We start from the raw sequence: 25,887 nt of genomic DNA on the forward strand, positions 1-25,887 counted from the left end.
CCCCGAGACCGCCCGGTACGGATCCACCGACCCCCTCGGCCTCACCCCCGCACCCAACCCCCACACCTACGTCCACAACCCATTGGGCTGGTTCGACCCCCTCGGCCTCGCACCATACTCGGCGGGCTCGCCCCGGTTCATCGTCGACTCCAATGGTACGGTCGTCGACCGTACATCTATCGGGACTAGGGTCAGCCAAAAACAGTTGCGGCATATTGCAGGACGGTCGGAGTACAGGGGTGGAGGGTATTTTAAGTCTACTGACCATGCCCAGCAGGTTCTTGATGCTTACCATTCCGGTTCTGCGGATGTTCTCGGAGTCAGTCGGAACGGCCATGTCATGGTTCGCTATGATCATATTACGGGGTTCAATAACAATCTTGCGCGTGGCATCATCGATCAACCGACAAGTACTTTTATGATTAAGGGATCTTCGAGTCCCAGTGTTGTCCCGATCAGTCCACTGGTGGCGTCATGACAGCTGATTCTGGTGGCAGGGAGCGGGAAAATCTAGTCGTTCTTCAGGTGATTCAGGCTCTTCTAGGGCTGATCTCGAAAAATATGAAGGCAATCTCTGTTCGAGTGCTTGATGATCGGATCATTCTGTACTTTGCTCTGCAGGGAAAGGTCGAGGAGGACGACGAAGAGATACAGGATATACTGTTCGAGCTGGATGCGATTCTCGGAGGTTCCGTTCAGCTGGATGCCGAAATTTATGTTGGTTTGCCGGGATTGGACTGGCCTGGGCGTTCTTGTCGGCCCGTCTACTGGGCGAAAGAATAGTGGATTAGCGTACGAACTCGACTTTCGCTGTCCCGTGTGCGCTCAAGATCGACACGGGGACGAGTGAGGACGAGTGAGGACGAGTTGGCCGGGCAGGTGACGCAGGGGTTCGGGCTCTGATCCGCGGCGTTCGGCCGCAGGCGAAGGGCCGAACCTACAGATCCACGCTGTCGGCATCGGCGACTGGGATGGGCGGGATTCGCGCGGCGTTGCGTTCTACGTCTGACAGGTCGGTGGCCCGGACGGTGAGTTGATAATGCTTGCGAGGGTCGAAGTCCGGGTGTTCGTCGACGCGGTCAAGAACGTCACCCACGAGTTTCTTGAGCAGGATGCGTGGCACCATTGTCACCTTGCCACCGAACGTCCCGCCGAGCGCCTCCGCGAGTTCACGCAGGTAGTCGTCGTCAACGACGGCACGAAGCCGGTCGGGGTGGTCAGCGCCGCCGGCATAGAGATCCCGAACCTTGATGCCCAGCTCCACAAGCGCGGCCAGATCGAATCCCGGTAGCCGGATCTGGACCGCGCGGGGGTTGTCGAAGCGCGGTTCGCTCATGAAGTCGGTCGCCAGGCGCTGAGCCAACGGCGGCAACCGGTTCGCCCCGCTGGGGCCGTCGAAGAAGGCCGGTGTTCCAGTGATAATGAGATAGAGGCCCGGAAAGCGGCCGGAGTCAACTTCGTCGACGAGTTGGCGCAATGCGTTGAGGGCCTTGTCCCGCACGTCGGACCGCATGCGCTGCAGGGTCTCGACCTCGTCCAGGACGACAAGAAGGCCGGCGTGTCCGGAGTCGCGCAGCACGGTGAGCAGGCCCTGCAGGAAACCCATCGCGCCGAAGTGGTCGAGTTCCCCCCGGATGCCAGCCGCGCGCTTGACGGCGGCGCCGACGTTGGGTTGTCCGCCCAGCCAGGCAGCAAGACCCGACGCGGAAGCGGAATCTCCCGCATCCGTCGCGACGTGGTATGCGCGTAGCCCCTGCGCGAACATCGGGGTGCGGATCGAGACGGCGGTCAGACGACGTTCAAGCAGCTCGTCAACCGAACTGGCCAGTGCCTGGCTGTCTGGGAACCCGGTAGGCGGGACGACCGTTGTTGTGTTCGCCCCCGGTGATCCAGCGGCGATGGTGTCGCGTTCCAGAGTGTACAACCAGGAATCGAAGATCGCCTGGAGGGCCGAGGCCGGGAAGGCAGCGGTGCGCAACGACTCCGTCAGCCGCCGATACACAGTCTCCAGCCGGTGCAGCGGCGTCTCCGTCTCGCTTATCTGAATCTCGGCAGCGGCGAAGCCGCGGCGCAGCGCCCGCTCCGCCAGCCATCTGACCAGAAAGGTCTTACCAGCACCGTACTCACCACGGACGGCTTTGAAGGCGGAACCACCCCCGGCTGTGGTCTCCAGCTCACGGTCGAAGGCGGGGGCGAAACGATCCAGTCCCACCGCGAGGAGATCGAGCCCGGCAGCTGGTACTGTTCCGCGCCGTAGCGCGTCGATTATCTCCCGCCTCCGGCGAGGCGAAACCGTTTCATTCACGCCGTGAACCGCCTCATCGAAGTATGAGCATTCCTACACGCCGAACTGCTCACGCAGCAGGCCGAGGTCCAAGACGGTCGTCGTGCCGTCCGCGTCCAGGCTGAGGACGGCGTACCCCTCGACGTTAAGCAGGCGGATCGCCGACATGACCGCCCGGCGTACCGACAACGGATGATCGCCAAGTGCGGCCGCAGTCTGTTGTTGGGTCAGGCGGTTTCCCGGGGCGTCGATCAACGTTGTCAGCAGCGCCCGTAGCCCGACCCGCTCAGGTGCGCCACGCCCTCTGGTCATCCTCTCCTGACTTCGGAAGACCGCAGACGCGAGCACACGATCCACGAGCCGCTCGCCCTCGCCCTCGTCTTCGCCGTCAAACAGCGGCAGCATGGCGGCCGGAGTCGAAGACGGTGCCGGAACAGGAGGTGCGGTGGGAACAGGGCCCTCGGGCATGGCGGACCTGGGTCCGGACGCGACCGCTTCCCGGCCCGCGGATGCCGGCCTGAGATCTGGATCCTTCCACCACGACGGTTCCTGATCCGGCGCCAGCCGCAGGCGTGGGCCATCGCTGACCGTCGGCACCACATCGCCCGGGACCAGGGTGATAAGCGGGACGACCACCTCCGCTGGTGCGGCACCACCATGGTAGCCGGCCCGGCGGGAAACGTAACGTAGCCGTTCGTTGACCGCGAGGACGGCGCGCCCGTCGGCGACCAGAACCCGCCGGCCGGCGATGTAGACCTCATCGTCGGCCGCGCCCCCGCGCAGCGCCGACGACGCGGCCCGGGCACGAGCATTGATCACATGTTCGGGAGACCGCGCGATGCCGTCACGCCGGTCGATGACGTGGCCGTGATCCGAGGTCAGCACGACGCACCTGCCGGCCTGCCACGCCTGGCGGAGCAGCGGACGCAGGTGCCGCACGGCGTCGACGGTCCACGCGGTGCCGCCCGGATCGGCGCGGTCGAGCGCGTCGTCGATGGTGTTGAGTACGCACGAGACGAGCCTGCGGCTGTCGACGTCGGCGATCGCCGCGGCGACGTCGTCGGACACCGCCATTCCCAGCCGGGTCTCTTCCAACAGGCCGCGATGGTACAAGGAGGCGCTGTCACCGAGCCGGTGTGCGCGGGCCAGATCCTTCAGACCGTCACGTTCCGTCTGCTGGCCGCCGGTGCGCAACTCGCCACACAGCAGTGACGTCCGGCTGCCGTGTGTATCGGTCGGCAGGGCTGTGACAGCGACGACCCGTCGGCCGGTTTCGGCCGGCACGGCCTCCTGCCATCGCCGCGGCTGCCCGGTCACATCCGCCACGACCTCGATGGCGGTGGCGAGGCTCATACCGTCGAGGACAACCAGCAGCACCGGCGCCGAACGTGCCAGCGGTAGAACGTGCCTGGCCAGGACGTCCTCGATGTGGAGCGGGTCGGGTTCGGGTAGCCGGGAGTCGTCGGCGGTGTGCTGGACGAGCGCGGCGGCGAAGGCGCGGTCGTGCGAGTCCCGACGGGCCCGGGCCGCGACGAGCACCGCCTGCAACGCGTTGCCGAGGCTGGTCTCCCCGACGCCTCGGGCCGCCGCGTTGAACGCCGCGTCGACCCAGCCGTCGTGGTCGCGATGCCGGATGAGCAGCTCCGCGAACCCGGCCGTGGCAGCGGCGGGCTCGGCGAGTGATCTGGCCAGGCGTACTCCACCGCGGAACGCGGCGACCCGCTCGTCGTCACCGGCGAGCGCGTGCGCGTCCACTGCCGCCCACGCCTTCTCCACGGCGTCCATGCCGTGCGCGGCGACCAGCGGCCGGTCGGGGTCGTCCGCGGGACGGTACACCACCGCGTCGCTCAGCATCCGGGCCAGGCGCTCGAGCCGCGCGGTCAGACCGCTGGGCAGCAGATCCGACCCGGCCGCCAGCGGCTCGCCCCGGATCTGCGCGAGCAGCCGGTCAGCCCGGTCGAGCAGGTCTACGGCCTGGCTGCGCAACACAGGGGTGTGCAGCATCGCAACTGTCACGGTGCGGGCGTCCGTGGCCCAGGCGCCGCCGATCGGTGTGCCGGGCGGTACGCCGCCGAGCGGCACCTCGAGACGGACCAGCGCGTCCCGGGCGATCCTGCGGATCCCGCTGTCGCGGTCACCGTCGCTGCCCGATGGGACCGGTCCCGGCGCGGTCGAAGGCCTCGGACCAGGGCTGGACGGGCCGGACGGGGCGGACACTTCGGCGAGCAGCCCGAGAAGCAGCCCGAGGGGCACGGCATCCGAGACCCGACCGTTCTCCAGCAGCCGCAGCACGGCCTTCTCCGGTGCCCCTGTCCAAGCGGCGAGCCAGGCCAGCGTCGCGGCTGTCAACGGATCACCCGCGATGCCGCGCAGCTCGGCGATCCGGCGCGCGGCGTCCGTCCGGGTGGTCCAGGTCCACACCGAAGTGGCGTCGATCTCGTCCGGCCCGGCTACGTCGCCGGGACCCGCCACCACCCCGTCTACCGCCGAACCCGCGCCGGCTCCGGTCTCGCCGGGGGATGCTGACAGAAGGTATCGATGTGCGACTGCGCTGAGCGCATGGTCCCGGGTGAGGACGCCGCCGGGTGCCGGCGGCCAGGCACCGGCGGGGCCGGCGTCGAGCAGGCCGCCCGCGACCAGACGTGATCCTTCCAGCCCGACCAGGGCTGCGTCCACGGCGGATGCGTGGAACGCCTGGCACACCGCGTCCCAGGGGTCCGGCGTGCGCAGCCGTTGGAAGACGAGGTGGGCGAGGATACCGGCGCCGAGGTCTGCGTCGTCACGATCGGTGATGACGACGAGCCAGCGGCCGGCCGAGCGTTCCCGGAGAGCTTCACGGACCGCGAGCGCCGACCGGCAGACCACCACCCGTGCCGGCCGGTCGCGGTGGGTGAACGTCTCAGGCCCGGACCAGACCGGACGTGCCCGGACGCCGATGACGCCACCGCGATATCTCTTCTCCAGAGCCTTGTCGATCATTGCTCGGACGATGGCAACCGTGGCTTCTGCCGACGGTGCCGGAGCAGGGCCCGCCATCAGCACCTCGACGGTCATGGGAGCACCCGCCAGGTGAGCTCCACGTCGGCGTCGGGATGGTCGGCGAGCACCTGCCGGATGACGGCGATCGCTTCGTCCATGCCCTGGCCGCGACGGCGCACGACACGCAGGGGGAAATCGGGGTGGGCGCTCTCGGGTCGTGCCACCGGCCCCGGGGGCGCCACGGACGAGGATCTCGCCAGCGGTGACGGCTCTGTTGACGCTGACGCTGACGCTGACTGTGACTGTGACTGTGACGATGACGATGACTGTGACGACGGCACCGACGCGACCCCAGCCGACGCGGCCCCAACGGCCGGGGACGATGAAGGGGTCGTCGCCAGGCGGGTGATCAAGGCGAACAGGTCGTCCCTGGCCTGGTCGAGGACCGGGATGAGTGGGTCGGCGAGCTCGTCGGCCCGGACGGCGACGGACAGCCGGTCGAGGATTACGGTGGCCTCCCGGCTGGCCCGTTCGTTCCAGCCGAGCCGGTTGTCGCGTCCGCCGGCGAGCAGGGGGGCGAGGTGATCCCAGCGATAGACGGCCAGGGTGTCCGACAGGTCGGTCGCGCTCTTCAGCGACCGGCCCAGAGCTTCGTCGGTCACGGTCACACCGCTCGTGTCGGCCAGAACCGCGACGAGCTGGACACGGTCGCCCGCCCGGTAGATCCGGTCGACGAGCGTCGCCACGGCGCGGGCGGTGGCGAGCCGCCCGGTCTCGGGGTCCAGCGGGACGTTCAGCCGTTCGTAGGCGTCGCGAACCTGATCGACCAGTTTCGCCGCGCCGGTGGCGAGGGCCGCGGCCTCGGCGCGGACCTTCTTGTCCAGCGCGCCGACGGTGGCACTGGTGAGATGGGTACTGACAGGGACACCGAAGATGGCGCCGGCCCGGCGAATCGCGACATTCCAGGTCGCAGTCGGTGGCATCGGCTCGGGTCGCAACTCGCACTCGTCCCGGATGGCGCCGGGCCTGGGAACCTCGATGGGCCCGCCGAGGTGATACCAGGCTCGTTGACGTAGCGAAGCCCAGGCTGAGATCACCAGGTCGGAGACCTCGCGGCGCAGACCCATCGCGGGTTCGATCGCGTCGATCCACGAGCGGAGCTGGCCGACCCGCACCGGGTCGTGCAGCCCAACGCCCGCTCGCGTCGCCGCGCGTTCCAGGTGGGATGTCCAGAAGGCGAACTGGTCGTCCCCGAACACGAACGCCGTCTCGCCGGTGCTGCCGATCCGCAGCGGACCGGTGATGTGCCGCATGGCCGGCCGGTCGCCCGGGTCGAGGATGATCCGCCCATCCCGGTCCGCGACGGCCTTCTCGACGGTCGCGGCAACGATCGCCAGCTCCCGCGTCCGGACGTCCACGTCGCCGGGTTCGAAGCGGGGATGGGCCGGGTAGCTGGCCGTGAAGACCTGGTCGATGAGGTTGACGAAGGCCGCGTGCAGGTCGGCTCCGACGGGTTCGGCGGGGCCACCGAGCCTGGGGTCGAAGCTGTCGAGCACACGGTCGTGCGCGAGGTCGTCGACGAGCACCCCGGGCACCGGGCTCGCTGCCCCGTACGCCTGCTGGAGCGCCGCCTGGATCTGGCTGCGCAACGCGGTCCGCTGCGAGGCCAGGATGGCCCGGGCCTCCATCCGGTCGGCTTCGGACAGATGGTCGCAGTGGGACGTCCACCGGTCTCCCGGGCCGGTGAACAGCCATTCCAGCACCACCAGGCGACGCAGGTTGCGCATCGTCTCGGCGGAGAGGTAGCGCGGGAGCCACACCGCCGTCTGGGCGGTGAACCCGGCCACCTTCATCTGGTCGATCCGGGCGAGGTCCGCCGTTGCCGGCTGGTCGAGCTCGTCGAACGGGTAGTCGATGACGAACCGCCAGGTACCGGTGCGGCTGCGGAAATGGTCCTCGGTGAGCCAGGACGCATCCCGGACGTTGCCGAAGACGAGGTCGACCTCGCGCGCCGACCCCCGCCAGCTGACCGGGTGGGTGATGGCCCCGTAGGTGTCGGGGTTGCGCGCCGCGACGCCGAGTGCCTCGTGCACGAGCGTCTTGATGAGCTCGCGGCGGCGGCCGTCGTTGTCCTCGCCCCGGGCGCGGTCGACCACCGACTCGTAGTTGACCTCGGCCAGCCGCATCCGGATCACGGGGTGCCGGGGCTCGTCCCCGATCTGGATCTCCGGAATCTTGGAGTGCCAGCCGCGGACCTTCGCGAGCACGACAGGTCCCTCGCCGCCGGGTAGCGGCGAGGCGATCGAGCCGTGGTTCAGGGAGGCGAGCCGGGACGCGGTGAGATCCTTCAGTGCCGGCACGTCGGGGGCGACGGCTGCGAGCAGCAGTGTCTTCGCGATCCGCTCCTCGGCGAGCAGCGCCGGCGGCGCGCTGGCGGGGTCGGCGGCGAGTAGCTCCTCGGTGAGGCCGTACCCGGCCAGCAGCACCGGCCGCAGCCTGCGCCGGTACAGCGAGGAGGCAGCCCGGAACCGGTTGGCGGCCACCTGGTCGAGCGGCTCCTGCCCCTCGACGATGTCATCGAACGCGTCCCCCACCGGGATCACGTCGTCCACCGTGAGCGTGTCCCGCCGGTCGACCAGCATCTTCTGCATGACCTTGAGCGCGGTCCGCTCCCGCTGCATGATCCCGGCGAGGGAGCGCAGGGTTGACACGAGCGCCGGGGAGAACGGAAAGGTCAGCCGGAACGCATCCTCGTCGGCACCGCGATGCCGGCTGTCGGTGTTGACGCCGTCGAGCAGGACGTCCCACAGTTCCCGGCGCCGCTCCAGCCGGGCGAACGCATCGGACAGCACCCGCGCCGCCGCCGGGCTCTTCGGCGCGAGCAGCCGCCGGCTGGCCACCCGCGGGAGGTTGTCGTCGCCGAGGACGATGGTGGCGAACCGGCCTTCCTGATGACGAAACGCCTGGTCCAGCGCGTCCTGTTCGGCCCCGGAGGCACCCGACTCCGCGAACCACTTCCGCAGGTCGATCTGTCGGGCGACGAAGGAGACCAGCGGAACGTCGCGGGGGCCGGTGGAGGACTCGACGAGTTTGGTGAGCTTCTGCGCCTCCCGCCGGAAGAACTCCTTGTCGCGCACCGAGTGCGCCAGCCACAGCACCAGCTCGTCCAGGAACAGGACGACGGCGTCGTAGCCGAGCCCCTTGGCATGCCGGCTGATCGCGGCCAGCCCACTGTCAAGATCGACGTAATCGGCCTGGGCCGTGTACGAGGAGTAGTAGGCGTTCACCAGCGCGGTGACGAGCTTCTGCCGTTGCTCGGTGCCGGGCGCGGCGGCCCGGGCCTGGTCGTACTCGACTACGGTCCAGGTGCCGACACCGAGGATGCCGGCTCTGGACCAGATGTCGTCGGCGGATCGCTCGCCGTCCGGGGAGGTGCCGTTGAGGTCGGCGAAGAACGCCGCGTCCCCGCGCCTGGCCCGCATCCGTTCGGCGTCCGCGAGGATCGCGTCGCTGTGGTGAATCGCGGGCAGGTCCGCATCGGGATGCAGGGTGCGGATCTGTGCGAGGTAACCACCGAGGACGGCCTGCTCCATCGACTCGGCGGTGAGCAGGTGAAACGCGAGCCGCAGGATCCGCCGGTTGCCAAGGGTGGGATCGTGGCGGGCGATCGCGGGCTGCAGATCGGGCAGCGCACGCGCCTCCGGGACGTGGCCGAGGATCGCGTGCAGCACGGCCATGAAGTGGCTCTTACCGGAGCCGAACGAACCGGTGAGAAAGGCCGCCCGGCTGGTTCCCGTCCGGACGGCGTCGGCGACGAGCGCGAGCGCGCGGTCGAAGGCGTCGGCGATCTGGTCGGTGACGACGTAGCTGGACAGGGTGACCTGTAGATGATCACGTTCGACGCCGTCGGTGAGCCGTAGGACGTAGTCCTCGGCGCCGGCGTGTTCCGGGATCGTGATGACGTCCCGCAGCAGCGTGCTCACCGCGACCCCCTTGTCCTGAACCGTTCCCGCATCGACCGTAGTGACCAGCACCAGGATGCATGACTTTACGGACTGGTCGGTTCCGCCGTCGTGGCCGCTCCCGCCCCGGCCCCGGCCTTCTTGCTGGTTGACGTCGCGGGCTTCTTCTTCGCGGGTTTCCTGACGGGCTTCGGGATCCAGGTGAACAGCTCCGCGCGGGTCATCCGCGCCTGAGCGGCCCGGGCGGTGAGTTGTTCGCGGCAGAACTCGGCCAGGCTCACGCCGTAACGGGGATCAGTGTCCGTATGCCACTGGTCCACCCAGGGCTGCAGCTCGGCGAGCCCGGCCACCAGGGGGACGAGCCGCTCGTCGTCCCAACCGTCGGCCTCGCGCGCGCCGATGATGACGGACAGCGCGAGCGCCTGCTGCGCGTGATCCCAGCCAGCCCAGCCCAGCAGCGGGGTCGGGTCGTTGTCCCGGCCGGCGTGCAGGTAGGAAATGAACCGCTCCATGGGCACGTCGAGCTTGTCGCGGTGGCGCCAGTACGAGGCCTTCACGAAGTCGGCCTTGACGTACTTCGGCGGTACCGGCACCTTCCCGACCTTCGCCCGGACGGCGTTGGCAGAGAGCCCGGCGGCCGCCGCCGCGTCCTCCTCACGCTGCTTGGTCCAGGTCTCCTCCCAGGCGCGGCGCTTGCGCAGCCCGGACGGCTTGTAGCGGTAGCCGGCCAGGAACGGGACGGCCTCATCGGCGAGCAGCGCGGTGAGCGCCGTGACGACGGAGACGTCCCGCTGGCCCTGCCACAGTTCGAGCACACTCACCAGGTCGGGATCGCGGGCCACCTCGTCGGCGAGCTGGGCGACGCTCGTCGGCGCCGGCCGGCCCTGCGCGTCAAACCAGAACCGCCGGTCCTCCAGCCGGTCGAGCAGCCAGTCCCGCAGGGCGGCGCTCTCCCGCTTCTCCCAGGGGTCGACAAGCCAGCGGCGCTTGTACTCGGGCTTCTCCAGCAGCTGGATGAACCGGTGCTCGGCCATCAGGTCGAGGCGATGCTGGACCAGTTCGCGGTAGCTCGCCGGCAAGCGCTCGGGAATCTCGGTGATCGGGGTAGAGCGGTGCCGCTCGAACCAGACGGTCTCCTCCTCGCCGGCCTCCCGCTGGCGGGCCAGCTCGATCTCGAACGCCCGCTCACCCAGCGCCAGCGGCGGCAACGCCTCGGGCGAGTAGGTCAGGTCCTCGTCGATGATCCCGTAGAGCCGGTAGACCTCCCAGTCCAGCTCCTCCTGGACCGCGATCATCCGCGCCCGGATCCGCTCCCACTCCGTCCGCGCCGCATCCAGCCGCGCCCGTGTCGGCACCCCCTCCGTGCACACCGCCCCCGGCGTGTGCTCCGCGAGTTCCCGCGCGAGCGAGTCCAACAACCGCCCCCGCGCCAGCGGCAACGTCTCGGGCAACGGGAAGTCCTGAAGCGTCGTCCCCGTGAACTCGAAGAACCGTTCCCATGCCGTCGCGGTGATTCCCCCGCCCTCGCCGCGATTACCCTTGTCGTGACTCACCTGCTTGAGCCAGAAGCAGCCAGCCGACGAGTTGAGCACTCCCACCAGCTTCAGATGATCGTCCTCCGAAGCCCCCTCAGGCAGCTTGATCACCGGCGCAGACTGTTTAAAAACAATCCCGCCACGATCTAGCACGAAATTGTTGTGGGTTGCCACGAACGCGAAAGAAATAGACAGGGGGCGAGCGTACCTTTTGGTAAAAAACATCGAGTACTCGAACCAGGTAAGTCCACGCTGGAGCTGTGTGTGGCCGTACGCGACGCGCTCGGACAGGATGCGCCGGTTAGGCCAAAGCAGATGCTGGCTGGCGTTGGTCTGCTCCGCCTGGAGGGTGGCGGGGTTATAGGGCCAGAGTGAAGTCGTCGGGTCGCTGATAGTCCAGTCGCGGATCGCGTCGCCTTCTACGAGATGGCGCTGGTATTTTTCGTCGATTCCGGCCCTGCGGAGCGGTCCGGCTCCGAGCATGTAGGCGGAGTCCTCACGGGTGACCGCGCCGAACCCGATCTCCGTCACGTGCTCCGACAGCCGCCGAGGGTTGTCCGACTCGATCGCCTGCCGTAGGTCGATGGCACCGCCACCGGTCAGGCTCCACGGGTGGCGGGCGAGCCAGGAACGGTCGAGGTCGGTGACGGTGATCCAGCGGTTCTCCCAGCTCTCGCCCTCGGCCAGATGCTCGTCGACATGTTCCCGGATGCTGCTCCAGACCGGAGCATTGGCCGGGTCATCGGGGCGGCGGGGTTCGCCCCGGGTGCCCAGGACCGCCCGGACCCGGTCGCTCGTCTTCGGCTGGTTGCGGCCGACGACGATGACCGTGGGCGTGCCGTGGCCGGGAATGAACGCGCCGGAGGTGTCGGCGACCAGGCGCAGGTCCTTGTTCACCAGGAACCGCTCGATGAGCGGGGCGCCGAACTCCCGCTTCATGAAGCTGTTCGAGGTGATCTGGCCGACCCAGCCGGCCCGCTCGCCGCCACGCGCGAGCCAGAAGAACTGGGCCATGAACGGCACGGTCAGCGCGTACGTTCCCTTGCACAGGGTGGTGAACCGGTCCCGGTAGGCCTTGTTGACGGCCTTGTCCTCGACCGTGATGTACGGCGGGTTACCCACGACCACGTCGTAGCTGCCGGGTTCAAGGATCGTGCGGAGCACGCTGAGATCTTCGGTGCTGTAGGCGAAGCCGGCGGCCACCTCGGCCTCGTCCATCGAGCCGCCGAACTCGAGGCGCCGCTGGTCCTCGCCGTGGCGGAGCGAATCACCGCAGGCGAGGTTGAAGCGGAAGGCGGGGGCCTCCTCCAGCCGGCGAGTCTCGCTGTGCCACAACGCGAGCACGGTGAGCCGGAACCGGGCGATGGCGACCGCGTCCGGGTTGAGGTCGACGCCGAACAGGCTGTCGAGCACCTTCTGCACCCGGGCCCGCGGTTCCAGGTTCTCGTCACGTTCGTTCCAGGCCCGCAGCAGCCGCGGGAAGGCGCCGAGCAGGAAGTGGCCCGAGCCGCAGGTCGGGTCGAGCAGCCGGAAGCCCTCCAGCGGGCGGTCCTTCAGCGCCGGGGTCAGGGTGTGGTCGAGGATGAACTCCTCGACGAACTCGGGGGTCTGCAGCAGCGCGAATCGCTTCCGGGCGTCTGCGGACAGGTCCTGATACAGGTCACCGAGGAAGCGGGTGGACAGCGTCTCGTCGTGAAAGCCTCCCTCGGACCCGCCGTCCACGGTGCCGTGCACCAGCCGGCCCGAGTCGTCCCGCTGCCGCCAGAACTCCAGCAGGGCGGTCGCTGCGTCAGCGGAGGGTGAAACCTTCCACAGCGGTACGTGGTCGTCGACCAAACCCGCCGTCGCCCGCACCCCGCGGAGGTAGTTGATGGCCTCCAACAGCCATTCCCGGTCGGTGTCCAGGCTGTGCGCGGGGTCGCGGAAGAACGCCGCGTAGGCGTCAGCCGCCTCCTGGCGGCGGTGGCGGGGGGCGATCCACACCGGCTTCAGCAGGTCGTTGTCCTCGCAGAACCGGATGAAGACGGTGGTGAGCACCCAGGAGACGGCGACGAGGGTCACCTGCTCGTCACGCCAGGGGATCCAGCCGGCGGCGGTGCGCTCGGCGCGCACGGCGGCGGCATGCTCGCGCTGCCAGTCCTCCTTCACCGTCGGCTGCGATTCGACCCGGTCGCGCAGGTCCGTCTCCAGGAGCGTGACCTGCGCGGCAAGCCCGGCGATCAGGTCCTCCGCAGCGCTCACCGGCCGATCCGCCCGGTGCGCGCAGCCCCCGCGCGGCCGGCCGGGGCAGGCCCGTCCCCGGCAGGTCCGTCCCCGGGGTTCAGCCAGCCGGCGTCGAGCATGAGGAACTGCCCGGGTGTCGCCAGCGGCAGCGGCCGGCCGTCCACCATCGGCTCCTCGGCTCCCGCGAGTTGCGGGACCAGCAGCCACACTGCCTGCATTCGGCGTACCCCCAGATCCGTCCAGTGCCCCAGTCGGGCGAGATGACCGTAACGGGCCAGTGGCGCCGCCTCGGTGAGCAGAGTCGGCAGGGTGCCCTCAGGGGCCCCCGCCGACACATCGTCGATCGCCGCGTCCACCGCCGGCAGGGCCCGCGCGACGAGCGCGGCCAGGCCGTCGGCGTCCCGCGACCCCTTCATGGCCGCGTCCGCCGCCCGCACCACGTCCCACGGCAACCCGACGGCGGTGGCGTGCCCGCGCATCGCGTCGAGCAGGACACCCGTGACGTCGACGGTCACCGCGCCGAACCGCTCGACAAGCATCGCCTCGGCCCGGTCCAGGAGCTGCGCCGCCACTCCCAACGCGAGAAACGAGCGGGTGGCGACGCTGTCGGCCAGCCGCCGGCCGGTCTGGTCGCCGCGGTCGCGTACCGGCTGCGGGATGTTCGTGATCCGGGTCCGTTGCCGGGTCGGCAGATCCCCGCTGCCCTGCTCGTCGGGCTGCGTGCCAGTGGCGCCGGTGACCACATAGGCGCGGGCTGTGGTTTCGTAGCCCAGCGGCAGCCCGGCGTCCCGGAGAAGAGCGTCGAGCCGCGGACGGTCGGGCAGTGCCGACAGGGCGGGGAACCGGGCCCGGAACCGGTCGCGTACCTCCTGAACGGTGAGCTTGTGGCCCCGCGGGCGCTCACCGTCCGCGCCGGAGGAGGGACCGGCCGCGATGCCGGCGAGCGCCAGAGCCAGCGCCCGCGTCGTCGCGAGCGTGCGCTCGTGCAGTTCGCCCCGGCCGGAGGCGGCCGCATGCCTGGACACGGCGGCGGCGAGCCGCACCAGCCGGAGGTCGTCAGGCTCGTCGCCCGACCCGCCGATTCCCGTGCCGGTGCCGGTGCCCGTACTGGTGCCCGGGTCGTCATTCGCGTCATCGCCGGTGACCGCAGGGCCCGCGGACAGCGCACCGGTCAGCAGGGCGTCGCGCACCCGCTCAAACACCGGCCGGAGGATCCCGGCCGCGCGGCCGGCCGGTACCAGCGGCACCTCGGCTCGGGCGAGTCCGGCGACCAGCTCGTCCGCTCGGCGGCCGATCGCCTCCGCCGCGTCGAGCAGCGCCGTGTCGCGGGCGAGCAGCACCACCCGGCCGCCCCTGCGCCGCCTGGCCAGCGGCGCTGTCGCCGCCGCGCGTTCCATCGACTCCGACCGGTCCAGCGCGAGCCGGACGAGACCAGCGGCGATCCGGTCGAGCCCCACCACCTCGGCGGGGCCGTCTCCGGTCGCCTCCCCGGTTCCCACCGGTCCCGCCCCGGATCGGTCGCCGGGACCGCCCGCAGCCGGCCGGGGCAGGGCAGCCAGGACGGCTTCTGCCAGCTCTCCCACGGTCGCCACCCCGCCGGAGGACGCAAGCGCGGCGAGGACGACGTGACCGAGCACGTCGAGGACGTCACGGCAGGTCTCATCCGCCGCCCACGCGTCCTGCATCCGGCCGATGTGCTGGGCGGCCCGGGCGCGGGTGACGGCAAGCCGGTCGGCGAGCTCAGCCTGGCTGGCGAACGCGTCCAGGCCGCCGTCCAGGTCGCAGTCCAGGCCGAGCAGCATGCGCGCCGCCTGCCGACGGGCCGCCGCCCGGTTCGTGCCCGCGCGGTCGGCCAGTAGTTCGGCCGCCTTCCTCGGGTCGGGCAGGGAACCGCTGTCGCCGTCGGCGGGCGGTGCCGTGCCCGGTCGGCCGGTCACCTGCTCGGCGTACTTCTCCCGCCAGGCCCGGACCCGGGAGTTGATCTCACGTCGGGTGAGGTCGGAGACGCCGGTCAGGCGGGTAAGCCGCCACCTGTCCACGGCGAGGAGATCCGCGACGGTCTCGGCGCCGATCTGCTCGACGGCGGACAGTGCGCGCGCCGACAGTCCCGAATGGGCCAGCGGGGTCTCCGGCCGGGCGGCCTGCGCCCGTTCATCAGCGTCGGTATCGGTCGCCCGCGGCACGGGGTTGAAGATCGCCCGCCAGGCGTCGAGCATCTCGCCGGCGGTGTGATGCCGGTCGCCTGCGGCGCGGGCGAGCGCCCGACGGAAGAACGCCATCAGCGGTTCGGCCACCGACGGGTCGAACATCGCGGGTTCAACCGTCGCCTCGTCGGGGATCGTGTTCGGCCGTGAGGCACCGTCACCGTACTGCGGGGTCCTGCCGGTCGCCATCTCGAACAGGGTGACGGCCGCTGCATAGCGTTCAGCCGCCGAGTCGAACCGATCGCGGCCCGCATCGCCGAGGAACGGGTCGAGGTAGGGCGGCGTGCCGACAGCGAGGGCCGCGGGGTCGGCGCGGGCCGAGGAGAAATCGAACAGGACGAGGTGCTCGCTGCGCTTGCCTGGCGACATCTGGATGCCCAGGTTCGACGGTTTGATGTCGCGGTGGGTCTCCCCCTGGCGATCCAGCGCGACCACGGCTTCCAGCAGCTCACCGCCCCAGCGTTCGAGGAGGTCCAGAGACAGCCGGGTCCGGCCGCGCAGCCGGTCCGCAAGGGTGTCGTCGCCTGCATGGTCGAGCAGGAGCACCCGGCGCTGCCCGATGTAGAACGGGCCGTCGATGATCCGCACAAGCCGCGGATGGCGCAGCCGGTAGAGCACCGCGGACTCGTCCACCAGGCGGGTCGCGGCCTGCTCGTCCAGCGCGGCCTTCAGAACCCGCAGGACCCGTCGGCGCGGGCGTCCCGGTCCCGTCCGCGACCCGTCCTGCGTCGTCGTCCGCCCGGTCGGCTCGTCGGCCCGCGCGTCCGGCTCGGCCCGCTCGGCCCGCTCTGTCTCGCCGTCCGCCTCGGTCTGCCCGTCCGGCGGCGCGCCGCGGTCGTCGACGAGGAGACCGGCCGCTGTCGAGCCCGAACCGAGCCGCCGCAGCAGTTCGTACCGTCCCCCGAGCAGGGCGCCGGGCGCCGCTTCCAGCGGATCGACCTCGTCGAGGTCCTCCGGGCGCGCCATGGCGCCCTCCGCCTCGGCCAGCAGCTCGAGGAACGAGCGCACATCCGCCAGCCGCGCGGTCACCTGCGAACGGGTGGCGCGCAGCACCAGCTCCCGCAGTGCGGTGGGCACCTGCGGGACATCGACGGCGAGGTCGAGTCCGTGCTCGCGGAACAGCCGCTCGCGCAGTGCCGCCTGGTCGGCGGCCGGTGGCCGGCCGGCGACCAGGTAGTAGGTGAGCGCGCCGAGCGCGAAGACATCGAGCCGGACGCGGTCGGCCTCCGGCGTCCAGACCCCTTCCGGCGCCTGGAAGGCTTCCGCGCGGCGCGCGTCCACGTCCGCGGCCGGGCGCCGGTCGGCCACCGACATGAGCCGGGTGAGCGCGGTCGACTCCGGTCGGACACCGTCCGGGGATCCGGACGAGCTGCCGCCGGCCAGTACACCGAGGGTGTTCCAGTCACCGACCTTCACCCGCACCGCGCCGGAGGTGGATTCGCGGACCAGAACCGCGGTCGGGGTGAGACCGCGGTGCACCACGCGGTGCCGGTGGGCGTACTGGACGGCCTCGGCGACCTGACGGATCAGTGACATCTGGGTCGCCGTCGGGATGCCATCGGGATGGTCGGCGAGCCACAGGTCGAGCCGCCGGAACCTGTTGTCCCACCGGTAGACCAGCCCGACGCCGAGCTCGTCGTCGACGAGGTCACGCGGTGTCTCCAGACCGTCGTGGGAGAGCCGGGACAGGATCTGATATTCGGCGTCCGCCAGCCGCCGCATGTCGGCCCGTCTGCTCGCCTGCGCACCGTCGGGCACCAGCGACACCCTGATCCGCGCGCGGTCGGTCGCGGCGATCCGGTGAAAGGCCGGCCAGTCCTGCCAACCGTCCCCTTCCTCGACCGGCGCACCATCGATGATCCACGAGCCGACTTCCCGCTGGCGGCGAGGGGTGTAGACAATGCCGGTGATCTCCAGCAGCCGAGCGATGATCTCGTCCCGACGGGTGGGGATCGGGTGCCGGACGTCGGGCGGTTCCAACAGCCGCTCCGAGATCCCCGGGAGCCCGCTCGTCGCCATCCGCTCATTCAGGCCGAACAGGTCGCGGCGCGACGGTTCGGGCAACGCGCAGCGCAGGGACGGATGGTGCAGGAACACGCTCTCCTGCACGAACGGCAGGATCGCCCGGGGATCGGCCGGGGCATCGGGATGTTCCCGCTGCCAGCGCAGATAGCCTTCCTGTAGCCGGCTCGCCAGCCGCTGTGCCTTGCGCCGGGCCAGCTTCAGCGGCGAGTCCTCGGCCCGATGTCCGTCCCGCAGCCACAGGTGATCACTACCGCGTAGCGTGCCCGAGTAGTACTTCAGCTCGACCAGATGGAGCCGCCGCCGGCCGAGCACGAGCAGGTCGACCTCGTGCCATCTCCCGCTGGAATCCCGGAACTCGAAGTTCGACCAGGCCCGGAAGGGAGCGACGTCGGGCAGCAGCCGCCGGACGTAGTCGAGCCCCTCCGCTTCGTGCGGAAACTGGGAGGGCGTGACTTCGGTCCAACGATCGCTGTTCACACCCTCACCCCCTTCGTCTGCTCCGCGCCCATCAGAGTCTTTCATCTCATCCGGCGGTATCTTCTATCGGACTGCGTCGCGACCCGTACGAGAATCACTACACAGGGTGGGAATGGAGCCGTGTCTGACCGGCATGTCGTCGATGCACTGCATCCCGTCGTCCTGCACCACGTGGTCAACACGCTCGGGTGGTCGCAACTACGGCCGCTGCAGCAGTCCGCGGCGGCTCCGATCGCCGCCGGCGACGACGCCCTGCTCCTCGCCCCGACTGCAGGCGGCAAGACCGAGGCCGCCGTGTTCGCGGTGCTGTCCCGCATGGCCGGCGAGGACTGGCGCGGGCTGAGCGTCCTCTACGTCTGTCCGCTCAAGGCGCTGTTGAACAACCTGCTGCCCCGGTTGGAGACCTACACCGGATGGCTCGGCCGCCGCGCGGGGCTGTGGCACGGGGACGTGGCCTCATCCCAGCGGCGCCGTATCCTGCGCGAGCCGCCGGACATCCTGCTGACCACGCCCGAGTCGCTGGAATCGATGCTGGTCAGTCTCAACGTCGACCACCGGACGGTGTTCGCCGGGCTGCGGGCCGTCATCGTCGACGAAGTACACGCGTTCGCCGGTGACGACCGCGGCTGGCATCTGCTCGCGGTACTCGAACGCCTCAGCCGGGTCGCAGGCCGCCGGATGCAGCGAATCGGGCTTTCAGCGACGGTCGGTAATCCGGATGAGCTGCTGCGGTGGCTGCAGGGGTCCGGCGTCGGATCGCGGCCCGGTCATGTCGTGAATCCGCTTGCCGCGCCTGCGTTTCCCGAGGTTCCGGCTACGGTGCCCCCCGAGTTGGAGAACACGGCGGCCGAGAACTCGGGCAGGCCCGCCGCGGGGGTGGACGTCCAACTCGACTACGTAGGTTCGGTCGCCAACGCGGCGAAGGTCATCGCCTCTCTGCACAGGGGCGAGAAAAGGCTGGTGTTCGCCGACTCCAAGAAGACGGTCGAGGAACTGGGCCAGGCGCTGCACGGCCACGGCATCACGACGTTCCTGTCCCACGCGTCGCTGTCCCCGGACGAGCGGCGACGAGCCGAGGAGGCATTCACCACCGCACGGGACTGTGTGATCGTCGCCACCAGCACGTTGGAACTGGGCGTCGACGTCGGTGACCTGGACCGCGTCATCCAGATCAACGCACCGCCGACGGTGGCGTCCTTCCTGCAGCGGCTGGGCCGATCCGGCCGCCGCCCGGGAAGCGGCCGCAACTGTCTCCTCCTCGCCGTGGACGAGACCGCGTTGCTGTACGCAGCCGGCCTGCTGGTGCTGTGGCGGCGGGGCTTCGTCGAGGCGGTCGTGCCGCCACCGGAACCGCGCCACATCGTGGCCCAACAGATCCTCGCGCTCTGCCTTCAGGAGCAGCAGATAGGTGACCGGCTCTGGGCCGAGGGATGGAACGGACTTGCCCCCTTCGACGCCACGGCTCGCCCGATCCTGACGCACCTTGTCGACGCGGGCTTTCTCGACGACGACGGTGGCATGCTCTTCATCGGCCCGCAGGCCCGGCAGCGGTTCGGATTTCGCCATTTCATGGATCTCACCGCCGTCTTCACCGCCCCGCCGCAGTTCACCGTGCTCCTCGGTCGAAGCGAGATCGGCCGGACCGATCCGGCGCTGCTCACCGACGATGTCTCCGGGCCACGCAGGCTGCTGCTTGCCGGCCGAAGCTGGCAGGTCACCTCGATCGACTGGAACAGGCGACGCTGCTACGTCGAACCAGTGGACGACGGCGGCCGGGCGCGCTGGTTCGTCCCCGCCACCGGCGGCGCCTCCCACGAACTGACCCGGGCCGCCCGCGAGGTTCTGCTGGGCACAGACCCGCCGGTCCGGCTCACCTCCCGGGCGATCACCGCGCTGCGCCACATCCGTGACGACCTGGCCGACACCGTGCATCCCGGCGGGACAGTCATCGTCCGGTCACGAGGCGACGTCCGCTGGTGGACATGGGCCGGCTACCGGGCAAACGCCACGCTCACCGCAACCCTCGCCGGCATCGGCGGCGTCGCGGACCCGCTTCAGCGGACCGACGAGGCCGCCATCCGGCTGCGGGCGGACCTCACCCCGGCTGTCTGGCGCGAGGCCCACGCGGACGCCGCCGAACGACTCTGCCTACCCGACGTCGACGCCCGGGCGATCGCGGGTCTGAAGTTCAGCTCCGCCCTGCCGCAGCGGCTGGCGACCGCGACGCTGGCTGCCCGCCTCGCTGACTGCCCAGGTGCCGAGGCGATCCTGCGCGAAGCGGTCCGTTTCCTGGGCTGACCCGAGCGGCCCCGACTTCGCCGGCCCTGAGCAACAGTGTCCCTTCCGTCATCCGGTTCGGTTCCTGTTCACGGGCCGACATTTTTCAACATGAGCAGAAGCTGGTCGACCTGCTGGTTCTCAACCGTGGTCAAGGTCGTCGGCCGGAAGTGCGCGACCGTGTTGCGTACCTTGCGAACCTCGTCGAGCAGCTCGATGAAAAGATCACGGTCAACGAAGGGCCAGCCGAGTCTCTGCCAGTTCTCCGGGCTGCTCAGCAACTTCACGTAGTCGCCGAACATCATTTCGCCGACTCGATCGGTGCGCTTTCTGGTCGCTTTCTTGACGGCGGGGTCGTGATCGAACACCGGGGTGAGGAAGCCGCGTAAGCGGCGCTCGATCTCGCCGATCACGAAGAACGGTCTGGCCACGGTCCCGAACTGGACGGCGAGATCGGCTGTGGTCACGATCCCGCAGATATGGCCGTGCTGGTTGCGGACAAGCACGTAGTCACATGCGGCGATGGTCGGTAGCACGGCCAGCAGATTGTCCCCGGTATGAACGATCGTCACATCGGAGGCCGGGTCCATCGTGTTCGCGAGAGTCCTCTCGGACTGGTTCGCGTACATCCGGGCCACCGACTGCCAGGTCACCACACCGTGGAGAGACGAGTCGCCCTCCACGACCGGTATCTGCGAGTAGTCCAGCTTCATCATCAGCGACGTGGCATAGGCGACCGTGTCGCCGGGCGTGACGCACACCACCGGCGTCCGTGCAGACGGCAGGTCGTCTACCCGGATGGCGGCCGCTGGAAGTTCTTCGGCGGCGTGGTCCGCCGGCGTTTCGTCCGTGGGTTCCGGCGCCGGAGGCCCGTCACCGGCCGCGCCCGCCGGCCAGGTGCCGGAGGACGTAGCCGCCGTGCCGGAGGACGTAGCCGCCGTGCTGGACACTGGTTCCGGTTCCGGTTCCGGTGCTGTGATCGGGACGACTCGTATCGTGATGTTCATCGAGCCGATGTCGAACGTCGGGCTCGTTACGAGCCCGACCCGCTCCAGGTCGAACCGGATCCGGGACACCGAATCGGCGTTACGGATCCGGTAGCCCCATCGGGTCAGGAGCTCGCGGATCGTCAGCTCGGTGCCCCGCAGCGCGGTCAGCGCGGCCTCGTCCATCATCACGTGGTTTCGTTCTCGTCCGGATCAGACGTTCAGACCGCCTGAGTGGCGGTCCGCGGGGCCTCCCGGCCTGCGGACTTGCCCATGGCGTCTTCCACCAGCACGAGCAGCCGTTCGGTCCGGTCCCGGTAGAAGGCGTCGAAATCGGCGGCGCGCAGCGTTTTCGGGTCGATCCGGTGGGTGCTCACCAGATCGTCGACCCAGTCGGTGAGCGCGCCGGACTCCCTCGCGATCATTTCAAGATAGTTGGAGGGTGACCGGGTACTGATCGTCTTGTTCGCGCGGAACGACAGCGGGGTCTTGTTGACCACGCTATTCACGCGCGGGTCCTTGTTCCTGGCTCGCTCGAACCATCCCTTGGGAAAGACCAGCCGGAAGTCGACCGACTCACCGAGAAGAATCTCGGCGTTGACCGGCTCGCTGGACTGGTACCAGTCGTAACAACCCTGCTTGATCAATAATGCGAAGATGCCCTTGTAGGCGGCACTGTTGCGGGTGGCTAGCGTGCGCAGCCGCTGCTCCTGGAAGTTGGCCTCGGTGACCGTGTCCGGTTCCCCACCGCCGTCGACCCAGCTGACGACCTGTTCGAGATCCCGAGGAAAGCGACTTTCGATCGTGCCGCTGTAGAGCTCGCCGAGTACCCCGCACCAGTACCATTTTGCGATCTTGGCTTCGGCATCCGGACCGTCGGTACGGGCACCCAGGATGGTCCGGATGGCCGCCAGCGGCACGAGCTGCGTGCGGTATGGCAGGTCCTCCCGGCGGAAGACGCACTGGTCGCGCAGGAAGGCACCGGTCCACTCGAGGGCCTCGGCGACGGCCTGCGCCCAGGTCAGGTATTCCTCCAACGGAAGGTCAAGAAGATCCTTCCGCTTGCATCCGACTGCCGGTGCGGTCGGCGCGTCAGGTCGGTCCGCAAGGTACTTCCGGCGACGGTGATAGGTGACGACCAGCGTCAGCGTCTGTAGGAAGTCAAGGCTTTCCAGCCCTTCCAGGACCGGATGTCTGGCGCTCAATGCGGCCAGCCTCCTCACCCAGTCGGCCGCCAGACTGAAATCCTCACCATGCGCATCTGAATACCCGCGGTTACCAGCGTAGGTGGCGGTCAGCAACTCGAAGACGTTCAGGACGACACCACCGGTGTTCACCTTCTCGAAGACCGCGCAGACGGCCTGCTTGTGTGTCTCCCTGGGAAGTCGAATCAACGGCACAATGAAACCGGTGATGCGCTCAAGGACCCGCTCCTCGAAGACCGGCCAGTCGTCCCAACGGCTACTGTCCGTGTGAACATAGGTTCGCTGCCACGCACCCGCCTCCTTCTTGTCGAAGGTCAGGTTAAGAGGGAACAGGCCCGCCACGCACTCCTTCTCCCGACTGGTCAGATCGACCGCGATGCGGCGGGCGAAGTCAGTCCGGAGCAGGCGGTCCTCGGGCACCGACAGAATGGCGTCCTCGCGGTCGGCCGACTCGTCGATCGCCTTGGCGATGTCGATGTAGTACCACCGCGAGAGCTTGTTGTGGCGGGCGTCCTCCGTCTGGACCGGGTCGCGGGACAGCAGCGCCTGGTAAAGGGAGGTCAGGCGCTGTTGGCCGTCGAGGAGAAGCTGTTCCGGCATGACGTCCGCGGCCACGGTCGTCCCGGCCAGGGGGCGGGCCTTGAACTGTGCCTCGCCGCCGGTCTCCAGCGTCATGACGACGCCGAGCGGGTAGTCCAGCGTCACAGTGGCGAGCAGCGAGCGGATTCGATCGTCGTCCCACTTCCACTGACGCTGGAAGTCCGGAAGCTGGATCTTCCCTGCATGCACCGACCTGAGCAACTCACCGATCTTGAGACCGTCCAGCGCCACTCCGAGCCCCCGTTCCGAAAGATCATGGATCGTCGCGTGTGCCACATTCTGCGACGATCAGCACACTTTACCGAAGCGCGCCGTGGGCTCGGTCATGCCGGGCAGCGGTCTGGGCCGTCGGTGAACAGGCGCCAAAGGCGATGACCTCGCCAACGGCCTACCCTGCACTTTTTTGTCCCTCATTGTAGGATAGTGCAGGACATCTGCCGGTATGACTCATGCACATGGGGTGGCTCCGATGGCCTCGGCGAGGTCCGCTCGAAGCGGATAGACACGTTCGTCAGGAAGCATGACTTCTGCGTCCTTCAAACGGCCAGCATTTACATGATCTGCAATTGCCCGCATCGTCTGTGTGACGTCGGTGATACTGACAATCCAATCGTTGACGTAAAGTCCTACAGTATTGCCGCCGAGCCCGATCTGGATTGTTCGGTGGTCGAGAGGCTGATGGCACAGGTCGCGTTCGGGATCCCACTGTATGCGTACAGGGGTCTCATGTAGTCGTTCCATCCAGACGTCACGGCTCGGGTGAACATCCTGATCGTAATGGCTGAGGCAAGAATGTTCGAGTGCCCAGTGGAAGCCATCGCGGGTGATTTCGATGGCGAGAACCTTGTCTTGGTTTGTTTTCGTGGCCCAACCGGATCGATATCCCATCCAGCGGAAGGAAGGTTTGATCCAGGTCATTCGGTCACGTTTGAACGGGGCGACGAAGGTGCCTGCGCCGAGAGCCCGATCGGCGATCTCCGGTGAGTATGCCTGGTAAACGAGGATCGTCTCCGCGGTAAAAAGTGCGCGGATTTCGCGTTGCTGCAAGGGTGCAGATTTCCTTTACCATGAACTCGTATTGATCTTATCGGCGGCTGGGTGGGTAGCCGGCTGTTCGCAGCCGGGTCTTCAGGATCGGTCCTGGTTGTCCGGGATCGGATCAGGTGGCGGGAGCGGGTTCTTCTTCTTCGTCGGGTATGGGGGTGGCCTGGCGGGCTACCTGTGCGCCGATGGCGGCGGCTTCCAGTTCGGCGGGGTCGTCGGGGTGGCTGACGGTGCCGCCGGGGTCGCCGGGGCCGGCGGCGCCGGCGGATTGTTGGACCACGTGGGTGAGTTCGTGTGCGAGCAGGCCGCGGCCGGTCGGGGAGGATGGGTCGAATCGGCCTGGGGCGAAGAAGACGTCGGTGCCGGTGGTGAATGCTTCGGCCTGTACGGCCCGGTTCAACGTTGCCGCCGCGCTGTCGGTGTGGACCCGTACCGCTGACAGGTCGGCTTCGAGGTGGCCTTCCATCTCGGCGCGTACCGGTTCGGACAGTGGTGATCCTGTACCGCGGCGGGCCTGGATGGTATCGGCGATCTCCGGGTCGAGCGGTCCGGCACTTTGGGAGCGCAGTGCGCTGCGGAACAGCGCCGAACGGCCAGCGGCGGTCGGGTTCTGTGTTCCGCGGAACGCACCGGCCGCCCGGCTGTCGCGGACGAGTCTGGCGAACGCGGCGTTACCGGCCAGGGATGGCAGGATGTCGTGCGTGGGATGAGTTTCCGGTGCTCGGCCGACCTCGTTCCGGCGGACGGTTCCCGCGGCGATCGGGCTGTCCACGTTGTCGTGTTCCACGGTCGCCCTCCGAAGGGTGCGCGTCAGGCTTGGGTCTTCGGACCCGTCGCACCAGTGTGATTATGGACCATCCCGAGCTGGAAACCACCCCGTACGAGACGAACGTCGGCGCACCGCAGCCTGCCCGAAAGGGCGCGTGTTTCCACTTATATCACAGTATGTTACCCTGCGTATAGGGTTGTGATCGTGTGGCTATAAGTCGTTCTCGATGGTTACTTGCGATGGTCGGCGAGGATGCGGGGAGGCTCGTGGTGGGTGACTGGGGTGTGCTGGAGTTGGAGGGTGATCCGACTCCGGGTGATCCGGATGCGGTGCGGGGCATGGCCGTCCGGTTGCGAACCCAGGCTGAGGTCGCCGAACACAACACCACTCGCCTGCGTGCTATCGCGAGCGGCGGTGGTGACCTGGCGATGGCGGGTGACTATGCGCCGGCGTTCACCGAGGCGCTGGTGGAGTTACCTGACGGGTTGGCCCGGTTGGCTCGTGCCTATCGGGGTTGTGGGGATGCGCTGTTCGGCTTTGCGGTGGGTCTGACTGAGGCGAAGGCCCAGGCCGGCGGCGCGTTGCGTCAGGGTCTGGACGCTGATGATCGTTATCGGGTGGCGTTGGGTGAGGTCCGGGCGTTGCTGCCGCCGGATCGGGAGTGGTTGTTGTGGCCGCGGGCGGAGCTGTCCGAGGGTTCGATCAGCGCGGTGACGGCGCTGTGGGACGCGGCGGCGGTGGCCGGGCAGGTGCGGGTGGCGGCCAGCCGGGGGCAGGTGGCCAGTGCGGATCGGGCGCGGGCGCGGCGGTTGGCCCAGGATGCGGCGGAGTTGCGTGGGCAGGCGGTGCGGACCTGTGCCCGGGGCATCGAGAACGCGCTCGCGGACAGCGGGATCAAGAACAGGTCGTGGTTGGGGAAGGCGTGGGATGCGGTGTCGGCGCCGTTTCGGTCCTGGGACAGCTTCGTCGATCTGTGCCGGGATGTGGCGATGGTCGCGGGGGTCGTCGCGCTGTTTGTGTCGGGGCCGATCGGGTTGGCGTTGGTGGCGATCGCGTTGGTCGCGGGTGCGGCGGTGTTCGCGGACACGTTGGCGAAGTACGCGCAGGGTAAGGCGTCGTTGGGGCAGCTTGGTCTGGACTCGCTGGGTCTGATTCCGGGTGGGCGCGGGGTGGTCAGCGTGGCGCGGCTGGGGCGGACCGCGGTGGCGGTGGGGCGTGGGGTGGCCCGGGGTGAGGGGTTGCGGCTGGTCGGCGCCGGGTTGCGTGCCTTTAGTGGTGCGGCGCTGGGCCGAGCGCGCAACATTGTGACGGCGATCC

At 68.9% G+C, this 25,887-nt stretch carries 11 protein-coding genes and 1 pseudogene; 3 read left to right on the top strand and 9 right to left on the bottom strand.

Annotation, left to right across the window (positions count from 1 at the left end; all coding sequences use genetic code 11):
- Positions 1–474: 474 nt before the first annotated feature.
- On the top strand, positions 475–783 hold the full coding sequence (locus U9983_RS09485) for a hypothetical protein (protein ID WP_322753646.1): 309 nt from the start codon (positions 475–477) through the stop codon (positions 781–783).
- A 154-nt stretch (positions 784–937) separates the two neighbouring features.
- Here the strand turns inward: U9983_RS09485 and brxD are convergent, their stop codons facing one another.
- From brxD to pglW, 5 genes are read right to left on the bottom strand one after another with little or no spacing between them, the layout of a single operon-like run.
- Positions 938–2,305: a BREX system ATP-binding protein BrxD gene (gene brxD, locus U9983_RS09490; protein WP_322753647.1), complete on the bottom strand. Its 1,368-nt coding sequence runs from the start codon at positions 2,303–2,305 to the stop codon at positions 938–940.
- 33 nt (positions 2,306–2,338) lie between these two features.
- On the bottom strand, positions 2,339–5,338 hold the full coding sequence (pglZ, locus tag U9983_RS09495) for a BREX-2 system phosphatase PglZ (protein ID WP_322753648.1): 3,000 nt from the start codon (positions 5,336–5,338) through the stop codon (positions 2,339–2,341).
- Entirely contained in the window at positions 5,335–9,297 is a 3,963-nt protein-coding gene (locus tag U9983_RS09500; protein ID WP_322753649.1) for a DUF6079 family protein, read from the bottom strand. Before U9983_RS09500 ends, pglZ begins: the two co-directional genes overlap by 4 nt.
- A 14-nt stretch (positions 9,298–9,311) precedes the next feature.
- Positions 9,312–13,001, bottom strand: coding sequence for a BREX-2 system adenine-specific DNA-methyltransferase PglX (pglX, locus tag U9983_RS09505; protein WP_322753650.1), 3,690 nt, complete (start codon positions 12,999–13,001; stop codon positions 9,312–9,314).
- Positions 12,998–17,689, bottom strand: coding sequence for a BREX system serine/threonine kinase PglW (gene pglW / locus U9983_RS09510; RefSeq protein ID WP_322753651.1), 4,692 nt, complete (start codon positions 17,687–17,689; stop codon positions 12,998–13,000). Before pglW ends, pglX begins: the two co-directional genes overlap by 4 nt.
- A gap of 120 nt (positions 17,690–17,809) precedes the next feature.
- On the opposite strand from pglW, the gene U9983_RS09515 reads away from it, so the two are divergent.
- A complete protein-coding gene (locus U9983_RS09515) occupies positions 17,810–19,987 on the top strand; it encodes a DEAD/DEAH box helicase (protein WP_322753652.1) in 2,178 nt (725 codons plus the stop codon).
- A gap of 68 nt (positions 19,988–20,055) precedes the next feature.
- Here U9983_RS09515 and U9983_RS09520 read toward each other — a convergent pair whose 3' ends face one another.
- The 4 genes from U9983_RS09520 to U9983_RS09535 all read right to left on the bottom strand — a co-directional run bounded on the left by U9983_RS09520 (position 20,056) and on the right by U9983_RS09535 (position 24,588).
- Positions 20,056–21,141 (bottom strand): CBS domain-containing protein, encoded by a 1,086-nt coding sequence (locus U9983_RS09520; RefSeq protein WP_322753656.1) that lies wholly within the window; start codon positions 21,139–21,141, stop codon positions 20,056–20,058.
- A 32-nt stretch (positions 21,142–21,173) separates the two neighbouring features.
- Positions 21,174–23,033 carry a GmrSD restriction endonuclease domain-containing protein gene (locus U9983_RS09525; RefSeq protein WP_322753653.1) on the bottom strand — a complete coding sequence of 620 codons (1,860 nt, stop codon included), beginning with the start codon at positions 23,031–23,033 and terminating at the stop codon, positions 21,174–21,176.
- 171 nt (positions 23,034–23,204) lie between these two features.
- Entirely contained in the window at positions 23,205–23,804 is a 600-nt protein-coding gene (locus U9983_RS09530; protein WP_322753654.1) for a DUF4291 domain-containing protein, read from the bottom strand.
- Between the two features lie 112 nt (positions 23,805–23,916).
- A complete protein-coding gene (locus tag U9983_RS09535) occupies positions 23,917–24,588 on the bottom strand; it encodes a DUF4157 domain-containing protein (RefSeq protein WP_322753655.1) in 672 nt (223 codons plus the stop codon).
- A 221-nt stretch (positions 24,589–24,809) separates the two neighbouring features.
- Here U9983_RS09535 and U9983_RS09540 point away from each other — a divergent pair.
- Positions 24,810–25,887, top strand: a pseudogene (locus U9983_RS09540) (type IV secretion protein Rhs); the annotation flags it as partial.

Source organism: Protofrankia sp. Cas3 (assembly GCF_963555955.1).
GTDB lineage: Bacteria > Actinomycetota > Actinomycetes > Frankiales > Frankiaceae > Protofrankia.